21 protein-coding genes and 2 pseudogenes are annotated in these 25,425 nt (G+C 63.2%); 10 read left to right on the top strand and 13 right to left on the bottom strand.

Translation table 11 applies throughout. The annotated features are described in order from the left end of the window. Both G572_RS26445 and G572_RS0112150 read left to right on the top strand, forming a co-directional pair. Window positions 1-289 (top strand): annotated as a pseudogene (locus G572_RS26445) (methyl-accepting chemotaxis protein); the annotation flags it as partial. Between the two features lie 224 nt (window positions 290-513). Continuing rightward, the gene (locus G572_RS0112150) at window positions 514-2,949 is read left to right on the top strand and encodes a methyl-accepting chemotaxis protein (protein WP_169391312.1); all 2,436 of its coding nucleotides are present in this window, start codon (window positions 514-516) and stop codon (window positions 2,947-2,949) included. Window positions 2,950-3,014: 65 nt separating this feature from the next. On the opposite strand, the gene G572_RS0112145 is transcribed toward G572_RS0112150, so the two are convergent. Then, entirely contained in the window at window positions 3,015-3,500 is a 486-nt protein-coding gene (locus tag G572_RS0112145) for an Lrp/AsnC family transcriptional regulator (protein ID WP_037546752.1), read from the bottom strand. Between the two features lie 189 nt (window positions 3,501-3,689). Between G572_RS0112145 and G572_RS0112140 the strand changes: the two genes are divergently transcribed. Then, the gene (locus G572_RS0112140) at window positions 3,690-4,628 is read left to right on the top strand and encodes a nucleoside recognition domain-containing protein (protein ID WP_029058719.1); all 939 of its coding nucleotides are present in this window, start codon (window positions 3,690-3,692) and stop codon (window positions 4,626-4,628) included. 91 nt (window positions 4,629-4,719) lie between these two features. Here the strand turns inward: G572_RS0112140 and G572_RS0112135 are convergent, their stop codons facing one another. The 4 genes from G572_RS0112135 to G572_RS0112120 form a co-directional block, all read right to left on the bottom strand. Continuing rightward, window positions 4,720-5,517, bottom strand: a complete 798-nt coding sequence (locus G572_RS0112135; protein WP_029058718.1) for an FAD binding domain-containing protein — start codon at window positions 5,515-5,517, stop codon at window positions 4,720-4,722. A gap of 115 nt (window positions 5,518-5,632) precedes the next feature. Beyond that, complete coding sequence (locus G572_RS0112130) at window positions 5,633-8,002, bottom strand: xanthine dehydrogenase family protein molybdopterin-binding subunit (RefSeq protein ID WP_037546749.1); 2,370 nt, start codon at window positions 8,000-8,002, stop codon at window positions 5,633-5,635. A 197-nt stretch (window positions 8,003-8,199) separates the two neighbouring features. Next, on the bottom strand, window positions 8,200-8,688 hold the full coding sequence (locus G572_RS0112125; protein ID WP_029058716.1) for a (2Fe-2S)-binding protein: 489 nt from the start codon (window positions 8,686-8,688) through the stop codon (window positions 8,200-8,202). 129 nt (window positions 8,689-8,817) lie between these two features. Continuing rightward, the gene (locus tag G572_RS0112120) at window positions 8,818-9,618 is read right to left on the bottom strand and encodes an SRPBCC family protein (RefSeq protein ID WP_029058715.1); all 801 of its coding nucleotides are present in this window, start codon (window positions 9,616-9,618) and stop codon (window positions 8,818-8,820) included. Window positions 9,619-9,956: 338 nt separating this feature from the next. Here G572_RS0112120 and G572_RS0112115 point away from each other — a divergent pair, with 338 nt between their 5' ends. Together G572_RS0112115 and G572_RS23615 are read left to right on the top strand one after the other, a co-directional pair. Further along, window positions 9,957-10,901, top strand: a complete 945-nt coding sequence (locus tag G572_RS0112115; protein WP_029058714.1) for a class I SAM-dependent rRNA methyltransferase — start codon at window positions 9,957-9,959, stop codon at window positions 10,899-10,901. Then, window positions 10,898-11,773 carry a TrmH family RNA methyltransferase gene (locus G572_RS23615; RefSeq protein ID WP_037546747.1) on the top strand — a complete coding sequence of 292 codons (876 nt, stop codon included), beginning with the start codon at window positions 10,898-10,900 and terminating at the stop codon, window positions 11,771-11,773. Before G572_RS0112115 ends, G572_RS23615 begins: the two co-directional genes overlap by 4 nt. A 19-nt stretch (window positions 11,774-11,792) precedes the next feature. On the opposite strand, the gene G572_RS0112105 is transcribed toward G572_RS23615, so the two are convergent. Continuing rightward, entirely contained in the window at window positions 11,793-12,128 is a 336-nt protein-coding gene (locus G572_RS0112105; RefSeq protein ID WP_029058713.1) for a hypothetical protein, read from the bottom strand. Window positions 12,129-12,272: 144 nt separating this feature from the next. Between G572_RS0112105 and G572_RS0112100 the strand changes: the two genes are divergently transcribed. The 3 genes from G572_RS0112100 to G572_RS0112090 all read left to right on the top strand — a co-directional run bounded on the left by G572_RS0112100 (window position 12,273) and on the right by G572_RS0112090 (window position 13,925). Next, on the top strand, window positions 12,273-13,139 hold the full coding sequence (locus tag G572_RS0112100; protein WP_029058712.1) for an SDR family oxidoreductase: 867 nt from the start codon (window positions 12,273-12,275) through the stop codon (window positions 13,137-13,139). A gap of 61 nt (window positions 13,140-13,200) precedes the next feature. Next, window positions 13,201-13,587 carry a type II toxin-antitoxin system RelE/ParE family toxin gene (locus tag G572_RS0112095; RefSeq protein WP_029058711.1) on the top strand — a complete coding sequence of 129 codons (387 nt, stop codon included), beginning with the start codon at window positions 13,201-13,203 and terminating at the stop codon, window positions 13,585-13,587. After that, on the top strand, window positions 13,584-13,925 hold the full coding sequence (locus G572_RS0112090) for a helix-turn-helix domain-containing protein (RefSeq protein WP_029058710.1): 342 nt from the start codon (window positions 13,584-13,586) through the stop codon (window positions 13,923-13,925). Before G572_RS0112095 ends, G572_RS0112090 begins: the two co-directional genes overlap by 4 nt. Window positions 13,926-14,118: 193 nt before the next feature. Here G572_RS0112090 and G572_RS26250 read toward each other — a convergent pair whose 3' ends face one another. The 4 genes and pseudogenes from G572_RS26250 to glpK all read right to left on the bottom strand — a co-directional run bounded on the left by G572_RS26250 (window position 14,119) and on the right by glpK (window position 18,749). After that, a complete protein-coding gene (locus G572_RS26250; protein ID WP_156884584.1) occupies window positions 14,119-14,751 on the bottom strand; it encodes a hypothetical protein in 633 nt (210 codons plus the stop codon). Between the two features lie 212 nt (window positions 14,752-14,963). Next, window positions 14,964-15,887, bottom strand: a pseudogene (locus G572_RS26670) (M12 family metallopeptidase). 422 nt (window positions 15,888-16,309) lie between these two features. Continuing rightward, complete coding sequence (locus G572_RS0112080; protein WP_084650100.1) at window positions 16,310-17,080, bottom strand: DUF1194 domain-containing protein; 771 nt, start codon at window positions 17,078-17,080, stop codon at window positions 16,310-16,312. Between the two features lie 154 nt (window positions 17,081-17,234). After that, window positions 17,235-18,749, bottom strand: coding sequence for a glycerol kinase GlpK (glpK, locus tag G572_RS0112075; RefSeq protein ID WP_029058707.1), 1,515 nt, complete (start codon window positions 18,747-18,749; stop codon window positions 17,235-17,237). Window positions 18,750-18,943: 194 nt separating this feature from the next. Between glpK and G572_RS0112070 the strand changes: the two genes are divergently transcribed. Next, window positions 18,944-20,209 carry an MFS transporter gene (locus G572_RS0112070; RefSeq protein WP_084650098.1) on the top strand — a complete coding sequence of 422 codons (1,266 nt, stop codon included), beginning with the start codon at window positions 18,944-18,946 and terminating at the stop codon, window positions 20,207-20,209. Window positions 20,210-20,268: 59 nt separating this feature from the next. On the opposite strand, the gene G572_RS0112065 is transcribed toward G572_RS0112070, so the two are convergent. Further along, entirely contained in the window at window positions 20,269-20,469 is a 201-nt protein-coding gene (locus tag G572_RS0112065) for a cold shock domain-containing protein (RefSeq protein WP_029058705.1), read from the bottom strand. 461 nt (window positions 20,470-20,930) lie between these two features. On the opposite strand from G572_RS0112065, the gene G572_RS0112060 reads away from it, so the two are divergent. Then, complete coding sequence (locus G572_RS0112060) at window positions 20,931-22,535, top strand: B12-binding domain-containing radical SAM protein (protein WP_029058704.1); 1,605 nt, start codon at window positions 20,931-20,933, stop codon at window positions 22,533-22,535. A 28-nt stretch (window positions 22,536-22,563) separates the two neighbouring features. Here the strand turns inward: G572_RS0112060 and lepA are convergent, their stop codons facing one another. Beyond that, the gene (lepA, locus tag G572_RS0112055; protein WP_029058703.1) at window positions 22,564-24,369 is read right to left on the bottom strand and encodes a translation elongation factor 4; all 1,806 of its coding nucleotides are present in this window, start codon (window positions 24,367-24,369) and stop codon (window positions 22,564-22,566) included. A gap of 109 nt (window positions 24,370-24,478) precedes the next feature. Continuing rightward, entirely contained in the window at window positions 24,479-25,309 is an 831-nt protein-coding gene (locus tag G572_RS0112050; RefSeq protein WP_029058702.1) for a hypothetical protein, read from the bottom strand. Window positions 25,310-25,425 lie beyond the last annotated feature (116 nt).

The following is a 25,425-nucleotide window of genomic DNA, read 5'->3' as shown; positions in this document are numbered from 1 at the left end:
CATCGGCGAGATCGCCCAGATCATGCAGGAGGTGAACGGCTACACCGCCTCCATCGCCAGCGCGGTGGAGCAGCAGGGCGCGGCGACGAGCGACATCTCGCGTTCGGTGCAGCAGGCCGCCCAGGGCACGGGCGCGGTCACGAGCAACATGACGCGCCTTGCAACGACGGTGGAAAGCACGAGCGCCGCCGCCGACAATGTGCTCTCCGCCTCCGGAGCCATGTCGCAGAACACCGATGCGTTGCGCGGGGAGATCGACCGCTTCCTCACCGACGTCGCCGCGGCCTGATACCCGCTTCCCGCAAGGGGACGACGACACGCGATCGACGGCGGGACGAAAGTCCCGCCGTTCTTGTTCATGCTGCCGTTGCGACAGAAAATCTTCCGACGTGGAATACTTCTGTTTTCCAGAATCGTAAAAGTTGCCAATGGCCAATATTACGCGTCGCTTTACCGAAGATTCACATAAAGCCGGCTAGGGTGCCTGCAATGAACTGGTGTTGGAGGATGGGGATGCCCCGGCTACTCAAAATTATTGGAAACCTCGGATTTGCAGCCAAGATCGGTGGCGGATTCGCAGTTGTTTTGCTGCTCACGGCCATTGTCGGCGGCGTTGGCGCACTGACGATCGGAAGCCTGACCGACCAGATGAAGACCTCTGAAGTCGCCGCCGATGTGATGGCGGGACTTCAGGATGCATCGGCCGCACGGGAAGCCTTCCTGCGCACCCGCGATCCTCAGGATGCCGCCAGAACCGCAGAGTTCGTCGCGAAGCTCGACGGCAAACTGCAGAAATTTCGGGCATCCGTTTCCGGTTCCCCCGAGGCGGCCGCGGAGGTCGACAGCGCGCTTCAGGCGGTTTCCGTTCTGAAGGCGGATTTCGACAGGATCGGAACCGAAATCGAAACCCAGAAACAGCTGCTCGCCACGCTCACCGAGTCGGTCGAAAAGCTCGGCAGCCTCGCGAACATGATCAACGCCGATATGCAGGGCGAGCGCCGCGACGCCAAACGCGCGGCCGTGCGCATGTCCGCCACCCGACGCAAGGTGGATGAAATCGGCCAACTGGTTTCGGAAGTCCGCGAATCCGCATTGCGCGTCCAGTATCTGTTCCTTCTGTCGACAACATCGACGGCAAGCAACGTCATGGAAGACACGCTCGCCGAAACGGGAAACCTGTTGGCCAATGCCAAGGCGTTGACCAACTCCAGCGTCGAGGGCATCGATTCCGAGCTTATCGAGACGCTCGCGGGCGAGGCCGGCGCACTGGAAGCCGCGCTGACCAAGCTTAGCGGCACCAGCTCCTTTGCGGAGGTCCATCAGCTGCGCCGCGAGATCAAGGACAGGCTGGGCGGCATCACGCTGAATGCGGCGGAGATCCAGACCGCCGCGCGGACCGCCATCGCGGATGTTCAAAAGTCCGCGCAGGCAAGCTCCATCGAACAGATCAAGGTGGATCTCGTTTCGGACTATGGCGGGGAACTCGCCGAACAGTCGGTCAAGGTCAAGGCCTCGACCCTGGGGCTGATTTCCGGGCTCGGCCAGGCGACGGCCGACCAGGTTCACAGCGAACTCGGCGAACTGACGCGGGTTGCCGGCATGATCAATTCCGCCGCCGCCAGATTTCCTGAAGTCGCGAAGATGGTCGACGAGATCCAGACCGAGATCGCCGCCTATCGCGAGGCCTTCGATTCCATGCTTGCAAGCATGGAGACAGTCACCGCGATGACCGGCGACCTGGGCGTCGTGGCCGGCGAAATGCGCAGTCAGGTTTCCGGTGTCGCGGCCCGTCAGGCCCAGGATGCCGCCGGCGCCGGCACCGCGAGCTTCTGGACCATCACCGTCACGCTGGCGATCGTTGCCGGCCTCGGCGTGCTTGTCGCGGTCGTGCTGTCGCTCGCCATCACCCGTCCGACCCGTCGCCTGACCGCGATCATGGGCCAACTGGCGGAAGGCGACACCGACGTCGAGATCGACGGGGTGGAACGCGGCGACGAGATCGGCGCGATGAGCCGCACGCTCGAGGTCTTCCGCGACAATGCCCGCGAACGCGCCCGCATGCGGGCCGAACAGGAACGCGAACAGGAAGCCGCGGCCGAGCGCCAGGGGCGCGTCGATACGCTGATCGCCGACTTCCGCACCCAGGTGCAGGAACTCCTGACCTCGGTTGGCGACACGGCCTCCGGCATGGAAGCAACCGCACGCGACCTGACGCGGATCGCGGGTGAAAGCGCCGGACGGGCGCAAGACACCAGCAACGCGAGCGGCACCGCCACGCAGAACGTCGAAAGCGTGGCAACGGCGGCGGAAGAACTCGCCGCCTCCATCGCCGAGATCTCGCGCCAGGTCGGCCAGACCACGCAGGTCGTCGGCGAAGCCACCGAAGGCACGCGGCGCACCAACGAGAAAGTCGCGGGGCTTGCGGAAGCCGCCAACAAGATCGGCGAGGTCGTGACCCTGATCCAGGCAATCGCCGAGCAGACCAACCTCTTGGCGCTCAACGCCACCATCGAGGCGGCGCGCGCGGGCGAGGCCGGCAAGGGCTTTGCGGTCGTCGCGGCGGAAGTGAAGGAACTCGCCACCCAGACGTCGAAGGCGACCGAGGAAATCGGCGCCCAGATCGGCGCGATTCAGGGCTCGACCAAGGAAGCCGTGGAAGCGATTGCCGCCATCACCGCCACGATGCAGGAGGTCGACAATTACACCTCCGCCATCGCCGCGGCGGTGGAACAGCAGGGATCCGCGACCAACGAGATCTCGCGCAACGTCCAGAACGCGGCAACGGGCACGACGTCGGTCTCCGCAAACATGGGCGAACTGTCCAACGCGGTGGCCGAAACCAATGCATCGGCGGACATGGTGCTGGTCGCCTCCAGCGACGTCGGCGAAAAGACGCGCGACCTGCGTGAACAGATCGACCGTTTCCTGAACAATGTCGCAGCCGCCTGACCCTCGACAACGCGGATCGAAGCAGCAAGACGGCCCGGGCACCCTGCCCGGGCCGTTTTCGCATGTCAGGAACCGGGCTGCGGGCTGGACGCCGCCGGAACGACCGGCTCCTGTTTCAAGCTTCCCATGATGAAATGGGTGGTAAAGGCCGCGACATTGGGGTCGTCGTCGAACAGGCGCCCGGCCAGCGCGTTGAAGGCAGCCATGTCGGCGACATCGACCTGAAGAACCGCACTCACCTGTCCGGACACGCTGTAGGCCATCGAGACGGCCGGTTCTTCGCGCAGTTTGCGCTGGAAGGCCGTCCGATACTCCGGCGCATGACGCACGAAGGACACGGTGACGATCGCCGAAAGCGCGTTTCCGAGCGCGCGGGCGTCTACAAGCGCCACGACCTGGCGCACGAGGCCGGCCTGTTTCAGCCGCTTCACACGACGCAGGCAGGCAGACGCCGAAAGACCGACACCTTCGGCCAGCCGCGCATTGCCGATGTCGGCATTGCGTCGCAACGCGTTCAAGAGCTGCCTGTCGATGCGGTCTGTCTCGATCATGTGCCTGAAAATTGCCTTTCGCTTCGAAGAACGCAAGTTTCGCGCGCACGGCCGGTGCAGAACGCCGGCAGTGCGCGCTTGGCAGGGTATAGCTTGCAACGGTCGCCCATGCTACGCGGTCACGCGCATCGCGGCGGCCGGTTGCACTCCCCGTTGCCGCCGCCCCTTCCAGGACAAGGCCACCGGTTCATGCCCGCCTATCTGCACTCCCTCACCCGTCGCTGCCTTGGCACCTTCTTCATGCTGGTGAAGATCATGCTGCCGGTCATGCTGCTTGTGCGACTGGGCGACCTGTACGGCCTGAGCGACATGCTCGGCCACGGGCTTGCCCCGGTGATGGGCCTGGTCGACCTGCCGGCCGAGGCCGGACTGATCTGGGCGGTCACGCTTCTCACCGGCCTCTATGGCGGTGTCGGCGCCTTCGTCTCGCTGCAATCCGACATGCAGCTCACCGTCGCGCAGATCAGCATCCTGTCCTCCTTGATGCTTTTCGCCCACGCGCTGCCGGTCGAACAGGCGATCGTGCGCCGGGCCGGTGCCAGCCTTCTCGCGACCACGGGGTTGCGGCTCGGGGTCGGGTTCGCCTATGCCGCCTTTGCCGCCTGGGTGTGCCGCACGACCGGCGCCCTGTCCGAGGTCGCGACGCCTGACTGGCTGCCCGCGGGCGTTGCCACCTCAAACTGGGGCGATTGGGCCGCCGCCACCGCACAGTCGCTGCTCAGCATGCTGGCAATCATCGTCGCGCTGTTCCTGCTGCTCGACCTGCTGAAGGCGTTCGGGATCATCGACCGGTTGACCCGCGCGCTCAATCCCGGCCTCAGGCTTCTGGGGCTCAATCCGGATCTCACCCCCCTGACCACCATCGGCCTGCTGCTCGGCCTGTCCTATGGCGGCGGGTTGATCATTCAGGAAACCATGGTCCGCAACTATGACAGGCGCGACCTGTTTCTGGCGCTGAGCTGCCTCTCGCTCTGCCACTCGCTCATCGAGGACACGGCCATCATGCTGGCGGTGGGCGCGGATGTCTGGATCGTTCTCGTCGGCCGCATCGCTGCAACCGTCCTTGTCATCGCCGTTCTGGCGCGCCTCCTGCGCCGCACCCGCCCCCATGTCACCGCCGGAACCTGAGCGACGCGGTTTCCGTCTCGCAGCCAAGAAAAAGCCCGGGCGCAAGGCCCGGGCCGTTTCTTCGTCACGCGGCAGAGACCGTTCACGGGCCTCAGGCGCAGGCGGCGACCGCGCGTTTGGCCATCACCGTAACCAGATTGGCGCGATATTCCGCCGAGCCGTGAATGTCGGCCAGAAGCTGGTCCGGATCGGTGGTCACACCGGCAACCGCATCGGCCGAGAAGGACTGCGCCAGCGCATCCTCAAGGCCGGCATGCCGGAACACGCCATTCTGCCCGGCGCCGGTCACCGCGACCCGCACGCCGCCATCGGTCCTGGCGACGAAGACGCCGGCCATCGCGTAGCGCGACGCCGGGTTCGGGTATTTGGCGTAGGCGCAGGCTGAGGCCTTGGGGAATTCCACCGCTGTCACGATCTCGCTCTCGTCCAGCGCGGTCTCGAACATGCCGGTGAAGAAGTCCTCGGCCGAAATCTGCCGGGCATTGGTGTGGATCGTCGCGCCCAGCGCAAGCGCGGCGGAGGGGTAGTCGGCGGCCGGATCGTTGTTGGCGAGCGACCCGCCGATCGTGCCCATATGGCGCACGTGCGGATCGCCGATATGGCCGGCAAGGGCGGCAAGGCCCGGCAGCATGCGCTTGACGATCTCGGAACCGGCAACCTCCGCATGGGTGGTCGCGGCACCGATGCGGATGCCGCCACCGCTTTCGGTGATGCCCTTCATGTCGGCGATATGGGTCACGTCGATCACGTCGGACGGCGCGGCAAGGCGCTGCTTCATTGTCGGCAAAAGGGTCTGGCCGCCGGACAGAACCTTGGCGTCCTCGGCCGCGCCAAGCTTGGCGGCGGCATCGTCAACGCTGGTCGCGCGGTGATAATTTGTTTCGTACATCCTGGGTTTCTCCTCACCCGTCTTGTCCTGTCGGGCCGGCGCCAGGGTCCGGCGCGCCCGCTCGTCGTCGGGCCGCACTTCGGGCAATCGCCCGGAGTGCGGCTGTGCTTTGCGTCTATTCCGCCGCCTGCGCCGGCTGGGCGCTCTTGAGCGCGCGCCAGACGTTGGCGGCCGTTGCCGGCATCTCCAGCGCGTTGGTGCCGATGGCATCCGTGATCGCATTGATCACCGCCGGCGGCGAACCGATGGCGCCGGCCTCGCCGCAGCCCTTCATGCCGAGCGGATTGCCCGGACATTCGGTGACCGTCGTCATCAACCGGTAGGAGGGCACGTCGTCGGCGCGCGGCATGGTGTAATCCATGTAGGAGGCCGACAGCAGCTGGCCGTCCGCGTCATAGGCGGCGTTTTCCAGAAGCGCCTGTCCGATGCCCTGCGTCAGGCCGCCATGGACCTGACCTTCCACGATCATCGGATTGATGATCGTGCCGAAATCGTCGGCCGCGACGAAATCCACCACCTCGGTCTTGCCGGTCTCCGGGTCGACCTCGACCTCGCAGACATAGGTGCCGGCCGGGAAGGTGAAGTTGGTCGGATCGTAAAAGGCGCCTTCCTTCAGGCCCGGTTCCATGCCTTCGGGCATGTTGTGGGCGGTATAGGCGGCAAGCGCCACCTGGAAGAAGGGAAGCTCCTTGTCCGTGCCGGCGACCTTGAAAGTGCCGCCCTCCAGCGTGATGTCGCCCTCTGAGGCTTCCATCAGATGGGCGGCGAGCTTCCTGGCCTTGGATTCCACCTTGTCGAGCGCCTTGGAGATCGCCGACATGCCGACCGCGCCGGAACGCGAGCCGTAAGTGCCCATGCCGAACTGCACCTTGTCGGTGTCACCATGGACGATGGACACCGTGTCGAGGCCGACGCCGAGACGCTCGGACACGAGCTGGGCAAACGTCGTCTCATGGCCCTGGCCATGGCTGTGCGAGCCGGTGAGGACCTCGATGGTGCCGACCGGATTGACCCGCACCTCCGCCGATTCCCACAGTCCGACGCCGGCGCCCAGCGACCCGACGGCCTGGGACGGCGCGATGCCGCAAGCCTCGATGTAGCAGGACAGGCCGATGCCGCGCAGCTTGCCGCGCCGTGCGGCTTCCGCCTTGCGGGCCGCGAAGCCGTCGTAGTCGATTGCCTTCAGCGCCGCATCCAGCGAGGCGTCATAGTCGCCCGCGTCGTAGCACATGATCACCGGCGTCTGGTGCGGGAAGGAGCGCACGAAGTTCTTGCGGCGGAACTCGGCCGGATCCATGCCGACCTCGCGGGCCGTCGTTTCCATCACCCGTTCCACCAGATAGGTCGCCTCCGGGCGACCGGCGCCGCGATAGGCATCCACCGGCGTGGTGTTGGTGTAGACCGTCTTCACGTTGCAGTGGATCGCCGGAATATCGTACTGGCCCGACAGCAGCGTCGCATAGAGATAGGTCGGCACCGAAGACGAGAACAGCGACATGTAAGCGCCGAGATTCGCCACCGTCTTGACGCGCAGACCGATGATCTTGTTGTCGGCGTCGAGCGCGACTTCCGCTTCCGAATGGTGGTCGCGGCCATGGGCGTCGGTCAGGAAGGCCTCGGTGCGGTCGGACGTCCACTTGACCGGCACGCCGGTCTTCTTGGAGGCCCACAGACAAACCATCTCTTCCGGATAGATGTAGATCTTGGACCCGAAGCCGCCGCCGACATCGGGCGCGATCACCCGCAGCTTGTGCTCCGGCGCGATGTTGTAGAAGGCGGAGAGCACCAGACGCGCCACATGCGGGTTCTGCGACGTGGTCCACAGCGTGTAATGCTCGTCGGCCTCCTCGTAGTGGGCGAGCGCGGAACGCGGCTCCATCGGATTGGGCACCAGACGGTTGTTGCGGATCTCCATCCTGGTGACATGGGCGGCGGAGGCGAAAGCGGCCTCGGTCGCGGCCTCGTCGCCGATCTCCCAGTCGTAGATCAGGTTCCCTTCCGCTTCCGGATGGATTTGCGGCGCGCCGGGCTTCAGCGCATCGAGACTGTCGACCACCGCGTCGAGCGCGTCGTAGTCGACGACCACGGCATCGGCGGCATCGCGGGCCTGGGCGCGCGTTTCCGCGACAACCACGGCCACGGCCTGGCCGACATGGCGCACCGTCTCGTGCTCCAGCGCGCGCCAGGCGCCCATCTTCATCGGCGTGCCGTCCTTGGAATGGATCATCCAGCCGCAGATCAGATTGCCGACGCCGTCGGCCGCCAGTTCCTCGCCGGTCAGAACGGCGATCACGCCGGGCATCGCGCGCGCCGCATCGGCATCGAGCGAGGCGACCTTCGCATGGGCGTGCGGCGAGCGCACGAAGGCGGCGTGGCACATGCCGGCCACGTTCATGTCGTCGGTGTAGCGCCCCTTGCCAATGATGAAACGCTTGTCCTCGCGCCGGGTGACCCTTGCGCCAATGCCTTCAGCTGAACCTGTCATGTGCATCCTCCCATGCGGTCTCCGGGTGGCCGCTCGGCAGCGCGTGGAGACCCTTGACCAGTGCAATCCCTCTAGGTGTCCGTTTGCCCGTCCCCGACGTGCGGGGATCGGCGGCTTCACCGGCGGATCCGCGTCCGCATCCCTTAACGCTCGGCCGCACGCGCCCCCCGCGCGCGCGGCCAAAGCCGCGTCGGGGCCTATTCGGCCGCGGTCTTCATCCCCGCCATGGTCTCGCTCGCCGCGGCAATTGCCTTGACGATGTTGTGATACCCGGTGCAACGGCAGATGTTGCCCTCCAGTTCCGCGCGGATCGCCGCCTCGTCGAGCGGTGCACCGAGACGGTTCACCATGTCGACGGCGGCCATGATCATACCGGGCGTGCAGAAACCGCACTGCAGGCCGTGATGCTCGCGAAAGGCCGCCTGCATCGGGTGCAGCTCGCCACCGGAGGCAAGCCCCTCGATGGTGGTCACCTGCGCGCCGTCCGCCTGGGCGGCCAGCATGGTGCAGGACTTCACCGCCTTGCCGTCGACATGCACCACACAGGCGCCGCATTGCGACGTGTCGCAGCCGACATGGGTTCCCGTCAGGCCCGCGCCATCGCGCAGGAACTCCACCAGAAGCGTCCGGCCCTCCGCCGGTTTCGACACGCTCTTTCCATTCACGGTCATGGTCACATTGGCCATGCTGTTCCTCCCTCTCAAACGTCAGACCCGCTCGTCGGGCACTCGTTCCTGATGTTCCGTTGCCTGTCGTTTCGTCGCCGAGTGTAGCGCCGGGCCGGCACCCGGCAATTCGCAAAAACCGAAAAGCTGCTAGCTCATCACCGCCAGAATGACGATCACCGCCGCAAGCGCAATGAGACCCCAGACCATGGGACCGCCGAAGGCCCCGCGACCGGCAGCCGTCTCCACTTCGGTCTCGACCTCGTGCATCGCCTTTTCCACCCGCTCCTCGACGTCATGCGCGGCCTCGCTGACCGATGATGCAAAGGACTGGTCATCCTCGCCGGAGGCGGATGTCTGCTCCTGTGTCTGCTTTTGCGACGCCTCCTGCTCCTGGGGCGCGGGGGCAGGCGTGGGCGCAAGCGCGGTTTCATCCGCATCCGCAACCGGCTCGCCCGCCGCGGCGGCCGGCGCGGCACTTGCCGGCGCCGCAGCGTCCGAGGTGCCGGCGTCGCCCTCCACGATATCCTTGAAGTTGGAGAAGAACTCGTCGGCCATCTTGCGCGAGGTGGACACGATCAGCCGGCTGCCGAGCTGGGCGAGCTTGCCGCCGACCTGCGCCTTGACCTTGTAGGTGAGCACCGTTTCCTCGCCGTCCTCGGCGAGCGACACATCGGCCGCGCCCTTGGCGAAGCCGGCAACACCGCCCTTGCCCTCGCCGACGATGGTGTAACTCTCCGGCGGATTGAGGTTTTCAAGCGTCACCGAGCCTTTGAAAGTGGCCTTCACAGGGCCGATCTTGGCGACGACGGTGGCGGACATTTCGGTGTCCGAACTCTTCTCCAGCTCCTTGCAGCCGGGAATGCACCGGCGCAGGACATCGGGATCGTTCAGCGCGTCCCACACCGCCTGTCGGGAGGCGCGGATCCGATACTCGCCACTCAAGTCCATAAAAAACATCCTCCGGCTGGACCGTCGCAAAACCGGGCGGTTGCGGCAATTTACAGCACAACCCTACACGCCCCGCAAGCGGTCACTCTGTCACTTGGCCGCTAGCTTGGCCAAGCCGGAGCACGCTTGCAAGTCTTTGAAAGACAATTGGCTGCAAAGTTCTCTTTGGTGCAGGGCAGCAGAAGGAGGGGCAACGCCCGCCAATCGGGCAATACGGCCGTTCGCGCCGCTTGCACCGCGCCCGGAGGGGCGAAACGGGTTTCGCTTTTTCCCAAATTGCTCTATGGCGATCCTGCAACACCCCGACAGTCCGAGCCGCCTGAAAAGAGGTCCCTCGCGTGACCGACGCCCCCTCCCCGCTTCGCCCGGCCGCCGCCGGTTCTCCGCCGCACGCCGCATGGCCGACCATGCTGGAAACCCGCGGCTGGGACGATTATGCGCTTCTCGACTTCGGGCTGGGCCGCAAGCTGGAACGTTACGGCGATGTCGTTGTCGACCGTCCCGAACCCCAGGCAATGGGCCGGCGCCACCTGAGCGATGCGACATGGGACGCAGCCGATGCCGTCTTCACCGGCCAGGACGACGACGACGGGCCGGGCCGCTGGCGGCTCAACCGCGACCTGCCGGAAACCTGGGAGATGCGCTACGGCAAGGCCGCCTTCCTGGGGCGGTTCATGTCGTTTCGCCATGTCGGCGTCTTTCCCGAGCAGGCCGCGCACTGGCAGTGGATGGCGGACATTGTGTCCGAGACACCGCGAGAAAAGCCGCTCAAGGTCTTGAACCTCTTCGGCTACACCGGTCTCGGCTCGCTGATTCCGGCGGCCGCCGGCGCGCAGGTCACCCATATCGACGCCTCGAAAAAGGCCATCGGCTGGGCGCGCGAGAACCAGGAGCTTTCGGCCATGGCGGATCTGCCGATCCGCTGGATCTGCGAGGATGCGATGAAATTCGTCGCCCGCGAGGTCAAGCGCGGCAACACCTATGACGGCATCCTGCTCGACCCGCCGAAATACGGACGCGGGCCGAAGGGCGAGGTCTGGGAGCTGTTCGACAGCCTGCCGGAAATGCTGCCGATGATCGAGAAGATCCTCGCCCCCGACGCGCGTTTCGTGATCCTCACCGCCTATGCGATCCGCTCCAGCTTCGTCGCCCTGCACGAGATCATGGCGGAAACGCTCGAGACCCGTGGCGGGTTGCTGGAATCCGGCGAACTGGTGCTGCGCACGCCCGACGACGGCCGCGCGCTGTCGACCTCCATGTTCAGCCGCTGGAGCATGCCATGAGCGAGCGTCCGCCTTTCTCGGACGCCGCTTCGCGGCGGGTCGCCGGCAGCGTCAAGCAGATCACGTCGTTTTCCAATCCGCTGGTGAAGGACATCAAGGCGCTGGTCGCCCAGCGCAAGCACCGCCAGCGCAGCGGCCGTTTCGTTGCCGAGGGGCTGAAGCTTGCCACCGACGCGCTGGCCGCCGGCTGGACCGTCGACATGCTGGTGCTCGGTCCCGAGGCGCGCGAGAGCGCTGCGGCCCGCGAGGTCGCCGCCACCGCCCGCGCCCGTGGCGCCACCATCCTCGAAGTGTCCACGCCCGTGCTCGCGGCCATGACCCGGCGCGACAATCCGCAAATGGTGGTCGGCGTCTATGAACAGCGCATTCTCGACGGGTCGGCCCTGACCCGCGCGCTCAAGGCGGATCCCGCCGCCGTCTGGGTGGCGCTCGACCATGTGCGCGATCCGGGAAATCTCGGCACCATCCTGCGCACCGCCGATGCGGTCGGCGCGAAGGGCGTCATTCTCGTCGGCGAAACCACCGACCCCTTCGCGGTGGAGGCCGTGCGCGCCACCATGGGCTCGCTGTTCCACGTGCCGCTGGCGCGGCTCACCCGCGCCGCCTTCCAGGAGATGGCGAAGACCTGGCCAGGCACGCTCGTCGGCACGCACCTCAAGGGATCGACCGACTACCGCGCGATCGATTACGCCCGCCCGACGCTGCTCCTGATGGGCAACGAACAGGCCGGCCTGCCGGACGAGATGGCAAACGCCTGCACCGCCCTTGCCCGCATTCCCCAGGTGGGCGAAGCCGACAGCCTCAACCTGGCCGTCGCGACCGGCGTCATGCTCTACGAGATCCGTCGCGGTGACCTTTCGCTCGACGCCTGAGGGCGCGTGACGGCCGCGATCAGCGATCGAGCCTCAACGTCTTGTCGGCGCCGAGCACCTCGATGCCCTTCTTGCCCATCGTATGGGTCACGTCGAGCGCTTCGGTATAGGGCGCGACCGCCGGCAGCACGATGCCCGACACGCAGCCGACCACCTCGACGCCCCAGTAGTCGGGCTGCATCACATAGTAAAGCGGCCGCAACTCCACCCGCATCGACACGGTGGGTTTCTCGCCGCTGACGACCAGAAACACGCGCTTGCCGCCATCCTCCGTCCGGAGTTCGGCCTTCTCGAAGTCGATCAAGCGACAGCTTTGCGAGGCCGGTTGCGCTTGAAGCTTTTGCATAATGTCCATATTGCCCCCCTGGGAGCCGGTTTTCGTCACCCGAAAACCGGATGGAAAATGTCAAAAAACAGAATTTGAAATGCGTCTGTAAAAGGCAAAGTTACGCGCCTGACGCTAGGTTAGCACACTTGCATCCGAAAGGAACGCCACCCCATGCGCCTGTTTGTCTTCGGCCTCGGATTTTCCGCCAACGCCTTCGTCGAGCGTATCGCCCCCGACTGCGCGTGGATCGGCGCCACGACGCGCAGCGCGGAGAAGGCGGAGAAGATGCGCGCACGCGGCATCACCCCGTTCCTGTTCGACGGCACGACGCCTGGCGAGGGCATCGCCGAGGCGCTTGCAAGCGCGACCCATGTGTTGGTCTCCATCGCGCCTGACGCGGAAGGCGATCGCGTGCTGACCCATCACGGCGCGGATCTCGCCGCCCATCCGCCCGAATGGATCGGTTATCTCTCCACCGTCGGCGTCTATGGCAATCACGACGGCGGCTGGGTCGACGAGGAGACGATCTGCAAACCCGTCTCCAAGCGTTCCGTGCAGCGCGTCGCCGCCGAAACCGGATGGACAGTGCTTGGCGAAAAAGCCGACATCCCGGTGCAGATCTTCCGCCTCTCCGGCATTTACGGACCCGGACGCAATGCGCTGGCGACCCTGGAAAAGGGCAAGTCGCGCCGGCTGATCAAGCCGGGCCAGGTGTTCAACCGCATCCATGTCGCCGATATCGCCGGCGCGCTTCAAGCCGCCCTGTCAAAACCGCTCGCGAGCCGCATCTACAATGTCACCGACGACGAACCCGCCCCGCCGCAGGATGTCGTCGCCTATGCCGCCAAACTCATGGACGTCCCGCCCCCGCCGGAACAGGATTTCGAAACCGCCGACCTCACGCCGATGGCGCGCTCCTTCTACGGCGAAAACAAACGCGTCTCCAACGCCCGCGTGAAAAGCGAGCTCGGCTATGCGTTCCAATACCCCACCTACCGGCAGGCGCTCGACGCGCTGTACCGGGAGGGGTGGGAGTGAACCGGTTTCCAGCAATTCCAAACTGGTTGACTCATTATGAGTAATTACTCATATTAAGTCCATGAACAACAAGCGCCGCTCGCTTAAGCAACTCCGCTGGATCGGTTCCAGCTACAATGACTTTATGGAGTTTCCCGAGCCGGTGCACGACAGCGTCGGATATGCCCTGCATCGAGCGCAGGAAGGCAAGGCACCCCGGAACGCCAAGAAACTGAAAGGCGCGCAAAGTGGCGCTGTAGAGGTGATCGCAGACCACGACGGCGATACCTTTCGCGCTGTTTACACGGTGAAATTCGCGAAGGTGGTCTACATCCTCCACGCCTTCAAGAAGAAGTCGAAAAAAGGCATTGCAACGCCCAAAACGGATCTGGACCTCATCAAGCAGCGACTGCGGCTCGCAGAAGAGGATTACAAGCTGAACCCGCCGCAACTGGAGCCGGAAACATGAGCAACGAACAGGTGAAAATCGGCAGCCGCAATGTCTTTGCGGATCTTGGCTATACTGATCCGCAAACGCAGCACCTCAAGGCGCAGATCGTCAGCGAGATCGAGGACATCATCAGCGATCGCAAACTGACCCAAAAGGCCGCTGGCTCGGTGATGGGCATTTCCCAGCCGGAAGTGTCACGAATGCTGAATGGTCGGTTCCGCGAATACTCGGTGGAACGCCTGATGGGCTTCCTCACGCTGTTCAATCGCGATGTCGAGATCGTGGTGAAGCGCCGCGACACGGAGACAGGCACGGGGCAGGTGACCTTTAGCGGCGCGCAGGCACTTGGTGTTTAGACCCCGCTCCACAACTGCCATGTGACAACTGCGGCAGAATGGCGCTGACCGGTCACACAAAATTGTCTATAAGCCGGTTTGTTCAAGTTGCTGACTAAGTCGCAAATCCGAAGGTTTTTGCAACGGTTTATCACGCCCTGCTATTTCAACGACTTAGGTGTAGCAAAATTTTGTCGCAAAACGATCTTTGATTTTATGACGTTGCAGCATGATTGATCCATTGACCAATGTCAGGAAAGTCCCTTGTTGTTTCCGCGATGATACGGTCAAAAATTAGCTGATCACCAAAATGATGAGCAGCGATTGATAGGTAGTAATTCCTGCCGTCGTGAGGGAGGTAAACGATCCACTCACCTGTTAGTCGGTTGTCAGCATTCCTCTGCTCTAACGGCTCGTGAGTCACACGCCTAGCGACCTCATCGATCATCTCTTTTGTTACAATATCCCCTTTGTCAGGATGCATTGCTGACTCAACGATTTGTGACAGTCCATTTTTTCCAAGACCAAGCAGCATGTTATGGACGAGAAAACGGGCAGCAAAGAAATGTTTGTGCCACAACCCTTTTAAAGGTGGGTTTCGGAATGGTGCAGCAGGCTTGACACCTTTAGGTTGCTCGCCATTTTCAAGCTCTTTTACTGACTCAAGGATTTCGTGGGGACTTATGCCGAACTCGAAATCCATGATGTAAAGGTCGAGCAAAAATAGCCTGCTCATTCGTGATTTCAGATTGTTGTCCGATACATACATATCGCGAAAATCATATAATCGTTCATCGGTGACGGTTTCCGTTTTTCCGTCTTTCAATTCAACAGTCCACGTAGCCATGTAGCCTCACAAAATTTGATTTTCATTCAACTTCCAGTCTGTCGCAGAAACCATCCTTTTCGCGACTCCCGCAAATCGGCTCTTTCAGCCTTCAAAAGCAGAAAATTGAGCCATCTTTTTGCGACAAGGTTTTGCGACAGCTAAGCCGTTGAAATAGCAGGGCGCGAAAAACCGTTGCAAAAACCTTCGTTTTTGCAACGGGAGAAGTCCGATTATTCGCACTGTTGCCCATTTGAAGGTGGGCCAAATTTAGCTTCGCTAATGCGCCTTGATTTCAAGCTTACAGCGGTTCCAAATTCAATTACTGCATTTGGTTCAGGGAATTGCGAATAAATCTCATTGTGATAACAAGTCCATTCGCAGACACCGACTGTGCACCAAGGCCGATTTAGTTTTCCTTCAATCAAGATTGGTCGCACCCCATATCTGTTAAAAATATGTTCCGTTCTGGCAATATCAGTTACAGAAATGGTTTGAAAATCTGGAACTCTTACCAACAAGATGTCACTAGGGTCCCGACCATAGGCGTCGACCATCCCCATTTTGTCAGATTCCGATATGTAATCTCGTTGTCCCATGCGGCAGTCTGGTTCGTCACCGAGTACGGTAATCGTATCCAATTTTGCAGGCTCTTTTGACAACCCATTTTTGGCGTAGTGCATTATCGAGCAATAGTCGTAGAACCCGAAGACCACAGAGTGTTTTGTAGAGACTTTATCGAATTTGTGATCTGCATCATCTTCAATATTATCTCAGTTAATTTTCACAAACTTGTCTCGTTCTGGAGAATTGTGCTGGTGTGCAAAACCAAGCGCATGAGCAATCTCATGTGCTATGACCCCTTCAATATCTCTATTTGCTAGCTTTAATTCCTGCTCGCCACCAATTCGTCCAACATAGGAGCTGTTTTCGTCATCTGATGATACGACCAAAATGTAATCCTTATGGAAATCCTTGTATTCGATACACTTGACTTTCGAGTATACTGACCAGAGAGCGCAGCCGTTAAAAAACGATGTCTTATCTGCTTCATCATAAGCATCTTCAAATTTGATAGGTAAGATTCCATCGGGCCACTTCCGCACGTCTTTTCGCAGAACTGACAGAGGACCTTCTCCATCAACCTCAATAAGCATGTCATCCATTATCTGAAAATAACGTCCATCATGCTGTTGAACGGCGAAATCTTCTATATCCTGCGCGGTAGCAGGTGCTATAGAGAATACCGACAATATCGCGGATAATATTACAGTTTTTCTAAAATTCATGATTGCCCCTATCGTGGTTCAGTATTTACTTTCTAAGTCTCTCTCTTTCCAAAGTCATTGCAAGCGCTGTTTTTCGTTCATCAGGTGTGCAGACCATCCATTTTGCAACATTCGGGTTCTTGATCTGATCGCCAGAATTTAAAACTCATTCGAACCAGACTCACTTGCCTATCACTAATCCATTTCATCAATGCAGAGTTGCATATGAAGCTCTTTCACGAATTTGAACGCTATTGCCGAAATCGCCTACGGAACTCTTGCGGCGGGGCTATATTCCGCCTCCCTCCCCCTCACCGCCCCGCAAATTCCCGCTCCGGCGTCTTCCCGGCAATCTCCAGGATCAGCTTCTTGCGCACGGCGTCCGCGAAGGTGGCGGTGCTGTCGGCGGTGACGACGAAGGAGCCGGGGCCGCCGATGATGCGTTCGGCGAAGGCGTCTTCCAGCACATAAGACGCCGGGCGGCCCGAGCAGTGGCGGCAGAGCACGGCCAGCCCGTTGATGACGATGCCCGACGCCACGACCTCGGCGCGCGCCGTTTCCAGCGGCGGGCCGTTCCAGTTGTTGGCGCTGTCGGCGGAAAGGTCGATCACCCGGCGGATGCCCTGATACGCGTTTTCTTCGATCATGCGCTTGCCCTTCAGAAGCGCCGCGCCGATGGCGTTGCGCCCGAAGGCGCGGCGCGGCGGCACCAGAAGCGCGGCCGCGAAGGCCTCGGCCGAGGTCGCGCCGTCGATCACCGTCCAGTCGACGACAACGTCCTGCGAACCGGCATCCGCCCATTCCACGTAGGTCACGACGATCTTGCCATGGCCGTTGCCGGCAATTGCCGAAAGCACAGCCGGATCGGTGATCGCCCGGGCATAGCCCTCGCGCTGGAAGCGGATTTCCGCGTCGTCGATGGAGCCGGTCGCATCGGCCAAGAGGACGAGTTCCAGATCGAGATAGGTCTCCTGGGCGCGTGCCTCAGGGAGCAGCATGGCCATGGCGAAGACCGCGGCAATCGCGCCGCAGGCAAGGCGGGCGGCATGGCGGCTGCGGTTTCGGATCAAGAACGCGGACATGGCGACCTCCGGACAGGCGGGCGGGGCGGGCAACGCCCACCCTTACCTTGCGGGAGGTTTAGGCCGGCGACCACCGTGTGCGCGGGAAAAACCGCATGGCGATTGCGCCGCTGTGCTTTCCCGCTCGCGCTTTCGCCTGTCCCCGGGGCATCGCTCAGCCGTTTGTGCGCGTGCGCCTGACGGCATCCTGCCAGCCGGCATAGAGCGCCTCGCGGTCGGTCGCGTCCATTTGCGGCTCGAAGCGGCGGTCGAGGCGCCAGCGTTCGGCAAACTCGGCCTCGTCGGGCCAGACGCCGGCCTTGCGGCCCGCAAGCCACGCCGCGCCCAGCGCGGTCGTCTCCAGCACCTGCGGCCGGTCGACCGGCGTGCCCAGGATGTCGGCGAGAAACTGCATGGTCCAGTCGGAGGCGGTCATGCCGCCGTCGACGCGCAGCACGATGGCCTCCATTTCCTCGCCCGCACCGGCGATCTGCCGCGCATCGGCGCGCATGGCGTCGATCAGGTCGCGGGTCTGGTAACCGACGCTTTCAAGCGCGGCGCGACAGAAGTCCGCCGGCCCGCTCCCCCGCGACAGGCCGAAGATCGCCCCGCGCGCGTCCGGATCCCAATAGGGGGCGCCAAGCCCGACGAAGGCCGGCACCATGTAGAGCCGGTTCTCAGGGTCGGCCCGCACCGCGAGATCCTGGCTTTCCGCCGCGCTCCCGATGATCTTCAGCCCGTCGCGCAGCCATTGCACGGCGCTGCCGGCGACGAAGATCGAGCCTTCCAGCGCATAAGTGGTCTTGCCGTCGAGCCGATAGGCGATGGTCGACAGCAGCCGGTTTGTCGAGGCGACGCGGGTTTCGCCGGTGTTGATCAGCGCGAAACAGCCCGTGCCATAGGTCGATTTCACCATGCCGGGGGCGAAACAGGCCTGACCGACGGTCGCGGCCTGCTGATCGCCGGCAACGCCGAGGATCGGCAGTTCGGCGCCGAAATGCTCCGCCTCGACACTGCCGAACATGTCGGCACTGTCCTTGACTTGCGGCAGCATCGACATGGGCACGTCGAGCAGACGGCACAGCTCCTCGTCCCAAGCGTTCTCGTCGATGTTGTAAAGCAGCGTGCGCGAGGCGTTGGTCGCATCCGTCACATGCGCTTGTCCACCGGTGAGCCGCCAGATCAGCCAGCTGTCAACGGTGCCGAACAACAGATCGCCGGCCTCGGCGGCCGCACGCGCGCCCTCCACCGTGTTCAGGATCCAGGCAAGCTTGGTGCCGGAAAAATAGGGATCGAGCAGCAGCCCGGTCTTCTGCGTGACCATCGGCTCGTGGCCTTCGCGCTTCAACCTTGCACAGAAATCGGCCGTGCGCCGATCCTGCCACACGATGGCGTTATAGACCGGCTTGCCGGTCTTTCGGTTCCAGACCACCGTCGTTTCGCGCTGGTTGGTGATGCCGATGGCGGCGATCTCCGCCACGCCGCCGGACAAACCGGCCAGCGCCTCGCGACAGACCGCCAGCGTCGAGGTCCAAAGGTCTTCCGGATCGTGCTCGACCCAGCCCGGATGCGGAAAATGCTGCGGAAATTCCTGCTGTCCCGTCCCTACGGATCGAAAGGTGTCGTCGAAGACGATGGCTCGGCTTGACGTGGTTCCCTGATCGATTGCGAGAATGTGTTCGCCGCTCACGTGGCCCTCCCAGGTCAGGTCATGGACCCGCAAATCTGCCCATAACCCATGTTCGTTTTCTTTCCTTATTGGTCGAAACGACAATCAAACGAAACCAAAACAGGGTCAATCGAAAAGCTCGCCATTTGACCGTCGCCGTCGCAGCGGAGCGCCCCCTGCCCGGAATCGACCTTTCAGGCCCGACGGTGCTATGGATGGCGGACACGGCGAGATCACGCAAGAGTCCGACAGCGGGCCGGCCGGCGTTTCTTGCAAGATCCTTCAATGCGTCGCGGGGCACAGCCATAAAAACGCTCTCCATTTCCCTGCTCGCGACGGCTTGCGTCGCAGCGCTTTCGCTGTGGTTTTCCTCCGCCGCGGTTTTGCCGGAAATGCTCGCCGAGACGGCGATTTCTCCGACCCGTCAGGCGCTTCTGACCAGCGGGGTGCAGGTCGGCTTCGTCCTTGGGGCGCTGTTGTTTTCCGTGCTTGGCCTTCCGGACAGAATTCACCCGGCGCGCCTGTTCGCCGCCTGTGCGGCGGCGGCGGCCCTCGTCAACGCCTCGCTTCTGATCGCCCCCGTCGGCGGCAATGCCGCCATTGCCGCGCGGGTCGCAACCGGGGCTCTTCTGGCTGGCGTCTATCCCGTCGGCATGAAGATCGCGGTGGGCTGGGGCACGCGCGACCGGGGCTTTCTGGTGGGGCTTCTGGTCGGCGCGCTGACGCTTGGGTCCGCCTCGCCGCATCTCGTCGCACTTGCCGGCGGCGCGGACTGGCGGGTCACGGTCACCGTCACCTCGCTCGCCGGGCTCGCGGCCGCCCTGCTGGCGCTCGGCGTGCGGCTCGGTCCGTATCACGCACAGGCCGCGCGCTTCGACATTCGCGCGGTCACCCGCGCCTGGACGGACCGGCGCATCCGCCTCGCCTATGCGGGCTATCTCGGCCACATGTGGGAGCTTTACGCCGTATGGAGCTGGGCGGGTGCCGCGATGGCGGCAAGCTTTGCCCTGCGCATGGCGCCGCAAGACGCTTTGCCGCTGGCACGCATCGCCACCTTTGTCGCCGTTGCGGCCGGCGGCATCGCCTGCGTCGCCGCCGGATGGGTGGCGGACCGCATCGGCAAGGCGCAGGTCGCGATCCTCGCGCTCGCCGTCAGCGGCAGTTGCGCAATCGCTGCCGCCCTCACCTTCGGCGGGCCGGTGTGGGTCGTGGTGCCGGTGTTCGTTTTGTGGGGGTTTTCGGTCATTCCGGATTCAGCGCAATTCTCGGCGCTGGTGGCCGATTTCGCACCGCCGGAGGAAGCGGGCAGCCTGATGACCCTGCAAACGGCGCTCGGCTTCGCCCTCACCTTCGTCACGGTGCAGGCCGCGCCGCTCGTCGCGGGCGCGGCAGGCTGGCCGCTGATGCTGGCGCTGCTGGCCCTGGGGCCGGCCTTCGGCCTTGTCGCGATGGTGCGGCTTCGGCGCATGGCGGAGAGCTGAAACGCAAAGCGCCGCGCAATGCGCGGCGCCCGGTTCCTGACAATTGCAGGCGTCGTCTCTTACAGGACGCGCAGATTGTCCGCGACAGAGGTGCCGCGTGCATATTCCAGATCATAGGCGACAAGCTGGCCTTCGCGCAGCGTCGCCTGGCCGGCCTTGCGCACGGCATCGATATCGACATGGACGAAGTCGCCTTCGTCTGCCTGGATCTGACCGACGCCACTGCGCAGGTCGAACCATTTTACGTTTCCAAGTTCCATTTCAGTTCTCTTTCGTCTTCTTGTTGTTGCTTCTTCAAGCTTGAGATTGTTCCCGTGCCGGACCACCCGGCCGCAAATCCCAATCGCTTCGGTGCAGGCCGGTGGCCGCATCGAACAGTCTGGAAAGGCGTGACATTCGGGGCGCAGCCTGCCCTCGAAACGGGGATCCGGGCTGCCGAACCGAGGCTGGCGCTCCCTCAGGAGCCGAACAGCGTCAGCGAATAATGAACAATCATTGTTAAGAATTGGTGACTATTGCGCAAAATGCAAGCCCTGTCTTTTTTTGCAGGGCAAAGGTAGCACTTCACACCTTCCCTTCGGGCGTTTTCACGCGCTTGTTCGAGCCGTCTTGCGTGGTAAGGTTGCGCAACGCCGACGACATATCTCATACGATGATACGGACATGCGCATCGGCCGTTGGCGATCCGGGCGGGCGAGCAGCAAAAGGCACGGAGACCTCAATGACTGCCAGCGTAAACGTGTTGCTGCTCTATCCGCAATTCCAGGCCGGGTCCTTCTGGAACTACAAGGCGACCTGCGAGCTGGTCGGCGCGAAATATCCCGCCCCGCCGCTCGGCCTCATCACGGTTGCGGCGATGCTTCCCGACCACTGGTCATCGCGGCTCGTCGACCGCAACACGGGCGATCTCTCGCCCGGCGATCTCGACTGGGCCGACATCGTGTTCACCGGCGGCATGCTGCCGCAGCAGTCCGACACACAGGCGATCATCGCATTGTGCCGCGAGGCAGGCACGCCCGTCGTTGTCGGCGGACCGGACGTCACCTCCAGCCCGGATCATTACGCCAATGCGGATTTCCGCGTGATCGGCGAGGCGGAAGGGGTTTTGGAGCGGTTCATCGAGGCGTTCGAGCGCGGCGACCGATCCGGCACCTTCGAGGCGGAAAAATTCAAGGCCGATGTAACGACGACGCCGGTGCCGCGGTTCGATCTTCTGAACTTCGACGACTACGTCCAGGTCAACGTCCAGTACTCGCGCGGCTGTCCCTTCACCTGCGAGTTTTGCGATATCATCGAGCTCTACGGGCGCAAGCCGCGCACCAAGACCAACGACCAGATCCTGGCCGAACTTCAGGCGCTTTACGATCTTGGCTATCGCGGGCATGTCGATTTCGTCGACGACAACCTGATCGGCAACAAGAAGGCGGTGAAACAGTTCCTGCCCGAGCTGATCGCCTGGCAGAAAGCGCAGGGCCGGCCCTTCGAGCTTTCGACCGAGGCCTCGCTGAACCTGGCCGACGACGAAGCGCTTTTGACGATGATGCAGCAGGCGGGATTTTTCATCGTCTTCATCGGCATCGAAAGCCCCGACCCGGACGTGTTGAATGCCACCCGCAAGAAGCAGAACACCCGGCGCGACATCGCGGCGAGCGTGCACAAGGTCTATGACGCCGGGATCATGGTGATCGGCGGCTTCATTGTCGGGTTCGACGAGGAGAGCGACCGGGTGGCGGACGAGATCGCCGGACTGATCCAGGAAGCGGCCATCCCCGTCGCCATGGCCGGCCTGCTCTACGCGCTGCCGACGACGCAGCTTACCCGACGGCTCGCGGCACAGGGCCGCCTGCACGCGGAATTCGACGTGGCCGACCCCGATCACGAGGAGGGCGACCAGTGCACCGCCGGCCTCAATTTCGAGACACTGCGCCCGCGCGCGCAGATCCTGGCCGACTATCGCGACGTCGTCGCGCGGGTCTATTCCCCGCAAGCCTATTTCGCCCGGTTGCGGGATGTCGTTGCACGGCTGGACATGTCCGGGCCGAACGGCGACACCTTCACCGCCCGGCTGGGGAGCGACCTGAAGATGCTCGGCCGTCTCGTCTGGTCGATCACCCGTCATCATCCGGAGCATCGCGGGCACCTGTGGCGGATGATCGCCTACACGCTGCGCACCAATTCGCGCGCGCTCAACCCGATGCTGCAGATGGTGGCGCTCTACGTGCACCTCGGCCCGTTCGCGCGTTCTGTGGTGGAGCGGATCGACGCGCAGATCGCGCAGATCGAGGCCGGCGACTGGCAGCGCCCGACCCTGGTCGCGGCGGAGTAAGCCCCGCCGCACAGTCCTGCGCGCAGTCCTATTCGTCCATCTTGAGGGCCTTGATGAAGGCTTCCTGCGGGATTTCGACCTTGCCGAACTGCCGCATCTTCTTCTTGCCTTCCTTCTGCTTTTCCAGAAGCTTGCGCTTTCTGGTCGCGTCGCCGCCGTAGCATTTGGCGGTCACGTCCTTGCGCAGGGCGGCAATGGTCTCGCGCGCGATCACCCGGGCGCCTATGGCGGCCTGGATCGGGATCTTGAACATGTGGCGCGGGATCAGGTCCTTGAGCTTCTCGCACATGGCGCGGCCGCGCCGTTCGGCCTGCGAGCGGTGGACGAGCGTCGACAGCGCGTCGACCGGCTCGGCATTGACCAGGATCGACATGCGCACGAGGTCGCCCTCGCGGTATTCGGAAATCTGGTAGTCGAAGGAGGCGTAGCCCTTCGAGATCGACTTCAGCCGGTCGTAGAAATCGAACACCACTTCGTTGAGCGGCAGGTCGTAGGTGACCATGGCGCGCGTGCCGACGTAGTTAAGGTCGACCTGAACGCCGCGCCGCTCCTGGCACAGCGTCAGGATCGCGCCGAGGTAGTCGTCCGGCGTCATGATGGTGGCGCGGATCCACGGTTCCTCGATCGTGTCGATCTTCACCGGGTCCGGCATGTCGGCGGGATTGTGCAGCTCCACCATTTCGCCGTCGGTCAGATGCATGCGGTAGACGACCGAAGGCGCGGTCGCGATCAGGTCGAGATCGAACTCGCGCTCCAGCCGCTCCTGGACGATTTCCAGATGCAGCAGCCCCAAAAAGCCGCAGCGGAAGCCGAAGCCGAGCGCGGCGGAGGTCTCCATCTCGAACGAGAACGACGCGTCGTTGAGGCGCAGCTTGCCCATGGCGGCGCGCAGGTCCTCGAAGTCGTTGGCATCCACCGGGAACAGTCCGCAGAACACCACCGGCTGTGCCGGCTTGAAGCCCGGCAGCGCCTCGGCGCAGGGCTTCTTGTCCTCGGTGATCGTGTCGCCGACGCGGGTGTCGGCCACTTCCTTGATGGAGCCGGTGATCACCCCGATCTCGCCCGGACCGAGGTCGTCGGTCATCAGGAACTTCGGGGTCATGACGCCGACGCGGTCGATCTCGTAGGTCGCGTCGGTGCCGAGCATCTTGATCTTCTGGCCCTTCTTCATCCGCCCGTCGATGATGCGCACCAGCACCATGACGCCCAGATACTGGTCGTACCAGCTGTCGACGAGCAGCGCCTTCAAGGGCGCGTCCGGATCGCCTTCCGGCGCCGGCAGACGGGCGACGATGGCCTCCAGAACATTGTCCACGCCAAGGCCGGTCTTGGCCGAGATCATCACAGCGTCGGAGGCATCCAGCCCGATCACGTCCTCGATCTGCTGCTTGATCCGGTCGGGTTCGGCGGCCGGCAGGTCGACCTTGTTGAGCACGGGCACGATCTCGTGGTCGTTCTCGATGGCCTGATAGACGTTGGCGAGCGTCTGCGCCTCGACCCCCTGGCTTGCGTCGACGACGAGGAGCGACCCCTCACAGGCGGCGAGCGAGCGCGACACCTCATAGGCGAAGTCGACGTGGCCCGGCGTGTCGATCAGGTTCAGCTTGTACTGCTTGCCGTCCTTGGCCGTGTAGATCAGGCGCACGGTCTGCGCCTTGATGGTGATCCCGCGCTCGCGCTCGATATCCATGGAATCGAGCACCTGCTCCTTCATTTCCCGGCTGGTCAGCGTGCCGGTCATCTGGATCAGGCGGTCGGCCAGCGTGGACTTGCCGTGGTCGATGTGGGCCACGATGGAGAAATTGCGGATGTCGGACAGGGTCTTTGTGCTCATGCGCGCTCGTTTACCATCGCCGCACGCGCCGGCAAAGGGGAATAGAGCGGCAGGGCAAGGAAAAACGCGGAGGGATTGAGACCACGGGGCGGAGGACGGGCACACAGGGTCACGGCGGAGCGGTGCAGGCGCGGGAGAGATGCGGGACGGCGACGCCCGAGGCTGCCGCTTGCGGCGGATCGTCCGCGCGCGCCTTCATCAAAAGAAGCAAGTCTTCATAAGACATGCCCGTTAGACCCAGCGTCGTCATGCGGGCTTGCAAATGCTGCCGATCCTGCCCGGACAAGACGATCTCCCCGACGCGGAGATAGGTCTCCATGTCGCGAAATGCTGGCGGATAGTCCTCGCAAAAGGCCAGTCGGTAGAGTGTGCGATAGGCGTCGCGGCGCTTGCGCAGCAGATCAACCGATTGCCCGAGCCGCGCGCTTTCCGCGCCCAGCGCAGCCTCATCGGCTGTTCCCGGCAGGTCGACAGGTTCCCAGGAGCCGGTCTCCCCGAAAGCGCGGCTTGCGACTCTTTTTAACGCGTGACGCGCAACGCAGCGGCGACCGGCGGTCGAACGATCGATGACGAGATCGAGGGCAAATCCGACCGAGATGTCGTCGAACACCGGTTCGAGATGGGGGTGACGCTCGAGAAAGCCGCGCTCGGCAAACCCCGTCATATGCCAGCAATAGCCCTCGTCCTGCAGGCGAAAGAACAGCTCCAGATCCTCGCCGGCAAGGCCGCGATGCATCGGCCAGTCGAGATAGGGCCGCAAGGGGCTTTCGGCATGGCCTGCGTCCGGCGAGCCCAGGTTCCAGCGCCAGCGGTCGTAAGCCGCGGCGAAGTCCTCTGCGGAAAGCTCCTGTGCCGCGGCCTCCATCGCCTGAGCGACGGCCACAGACGGCACCGCGAACAGCCATGCAATCACCACTGCCAACCGTATCGCGCCGTGCATATCCGCTCCGCTGTGCTTGCAACCAAATACAATCATAGAGTGCTCTCTTAAAATTAACACAATCTAATCCCCGGTGCCGTTTCAGCGCCAATACTTGGGCCCTCTCCATGACACGG

The sequence above is a fragment of the Stappia stellulata DSM 5886 genome, assembly GCF_000423705.1.
Classification (GTDB): domain Bacteria; phylum Pseudomonadota; class Alphaproteobacteria; order Rhizobiales; family Stappiaceae; genus Stappia; species Stappia stellulata.
This window is presented reverse-complemented; position numbering and strand designations above follow the sequence as displayed.

Coding starts and splice junctions, on each gene's coding strand:
- G572_RS0112150 (WP_169391312.1), top strand. CDS start 514: ATGCCCCGGCTACTCAAAATTATTGGAAACCTCGGATTTGCAGCCAAG.
- G572_RS0112060 (WP_029058704.1), top strand. CDS start 20,931: ATGACTGCCAGCGTAAACGTGTTGCTGCTCTATCCGCAATTCCAGGCC.
- lepA (WP_029058703.1), bottom strand. CDS start 24,369: ATGAGCACAAAGACCCTGTCCGACATCCGCAATTTCTCCATCGTGGCC.
- G572_RS0112105 (WP_029058713.1), bottom strand. CDS start 12,128: ATGGACATTATGCAAAAGCTTCAAGCGCAACCGGCCTCGCAAAGCTGT.
- G572_RS0112145 (WP_037546752.1), bottom strand. CDS start 3,500: ATGATCGAGACAGACCGCATCGACAGGCAGCTCTTGAACGCGTTGCGA.
- G572_RS0112130 (WP_037546749.1), bottom strand. CDS start 8,002: ATGACAGGTTCAGCTGAAGGCATTGGCGCAAGGGTCACCCGGCGCGAG.
- G572_RS0112070 (WP_084650098.1), top strand. CDS start 18,944: ATGGCGGACACGGCGAGATCACGCAAGAGTCCGACAGCGGGCCGGCCG.
- G572_RS0112120 (WP_029058715.1), bottom strand. CDS start 9,618: ATGGACTTGAGTGGCGAGTATCGGATCCGCGCCTCCCGACAGGCGGTG.
- G572_RS0112125 (WP_029058716.1), bottom strand. CDS start 8,688: ATGGCCAATGTGACCATGACCGTGAATGGAAAGAGCGTGTCGAAACCG.
- G572_RS0112065 (WP_029058705.1), bottom strand. CDS start 20,469: ATGGAACTTGGAAACGTAAAATGGTTCGACCTGCGCAGTGGCGTCGGT.
- G572_RS0112140 (WP_029058719.1), top strand. CDS start 3,690: ATGCCCGCCTATCTGCACTCCCTCACCCGTCGCTGCCTTGGCACCTTC.
- G572_RS0112090 (WP_029058710.1), top strand. CDS start 13,584: ATGAGCAACGAACAGGTGAAAATCGGCAGCCGCAATGTCTTTGCGGAT.
- G572_RS26250 (WP_156884584.1), bottom strand. CDS start 14,751: ATGGCTACGTGGACTGTTGAATTGAAAGACGGAAAAACGGAAACCGTC.
- G572_RS0112095 (WP_029058711.1), top strand. CDS start 13,201: ATGAACAACAAGCGCCGCTCGCTTAAGCAACTCCGCTGGATCGGTTCC.
- G572_RS0112135 (WP_029058718.1), bottom strand. CDS start 5,517: ATGTACGAAACAAATTATCACCGCGCGACCAGCGTTGACGATGCCGCC.
- G572_RS0112080 (WP_084650100.1), bottom strand. CDS start 17,080: ATGTCCGCGTTCTTGATCCGAAACCGCAGCCGCCATGCCGCCCGCCTT.
- G572_RS0112100 (WP_029058712.1), top strand. CDS start 12,273: ATGCGCCTGTTTGTCTTCGGCCTCGGATTTTCCGCCAACGCCTTCGTC.
- G572_RS23615 (WP_037546747.1), top strand. CDS start 10,898: ATGAGCGAGCGTCCGCCTTTCTCGGACGCCGCTTCGCGGCGGGTCGCC.
- G572_RS0112050 (WP_029058702.1), bottom strand. CDS start 25,309: ATGCACGGCGCGATACGGTTGGCAGTGGTGATTGCATGGCTGTTCGCG.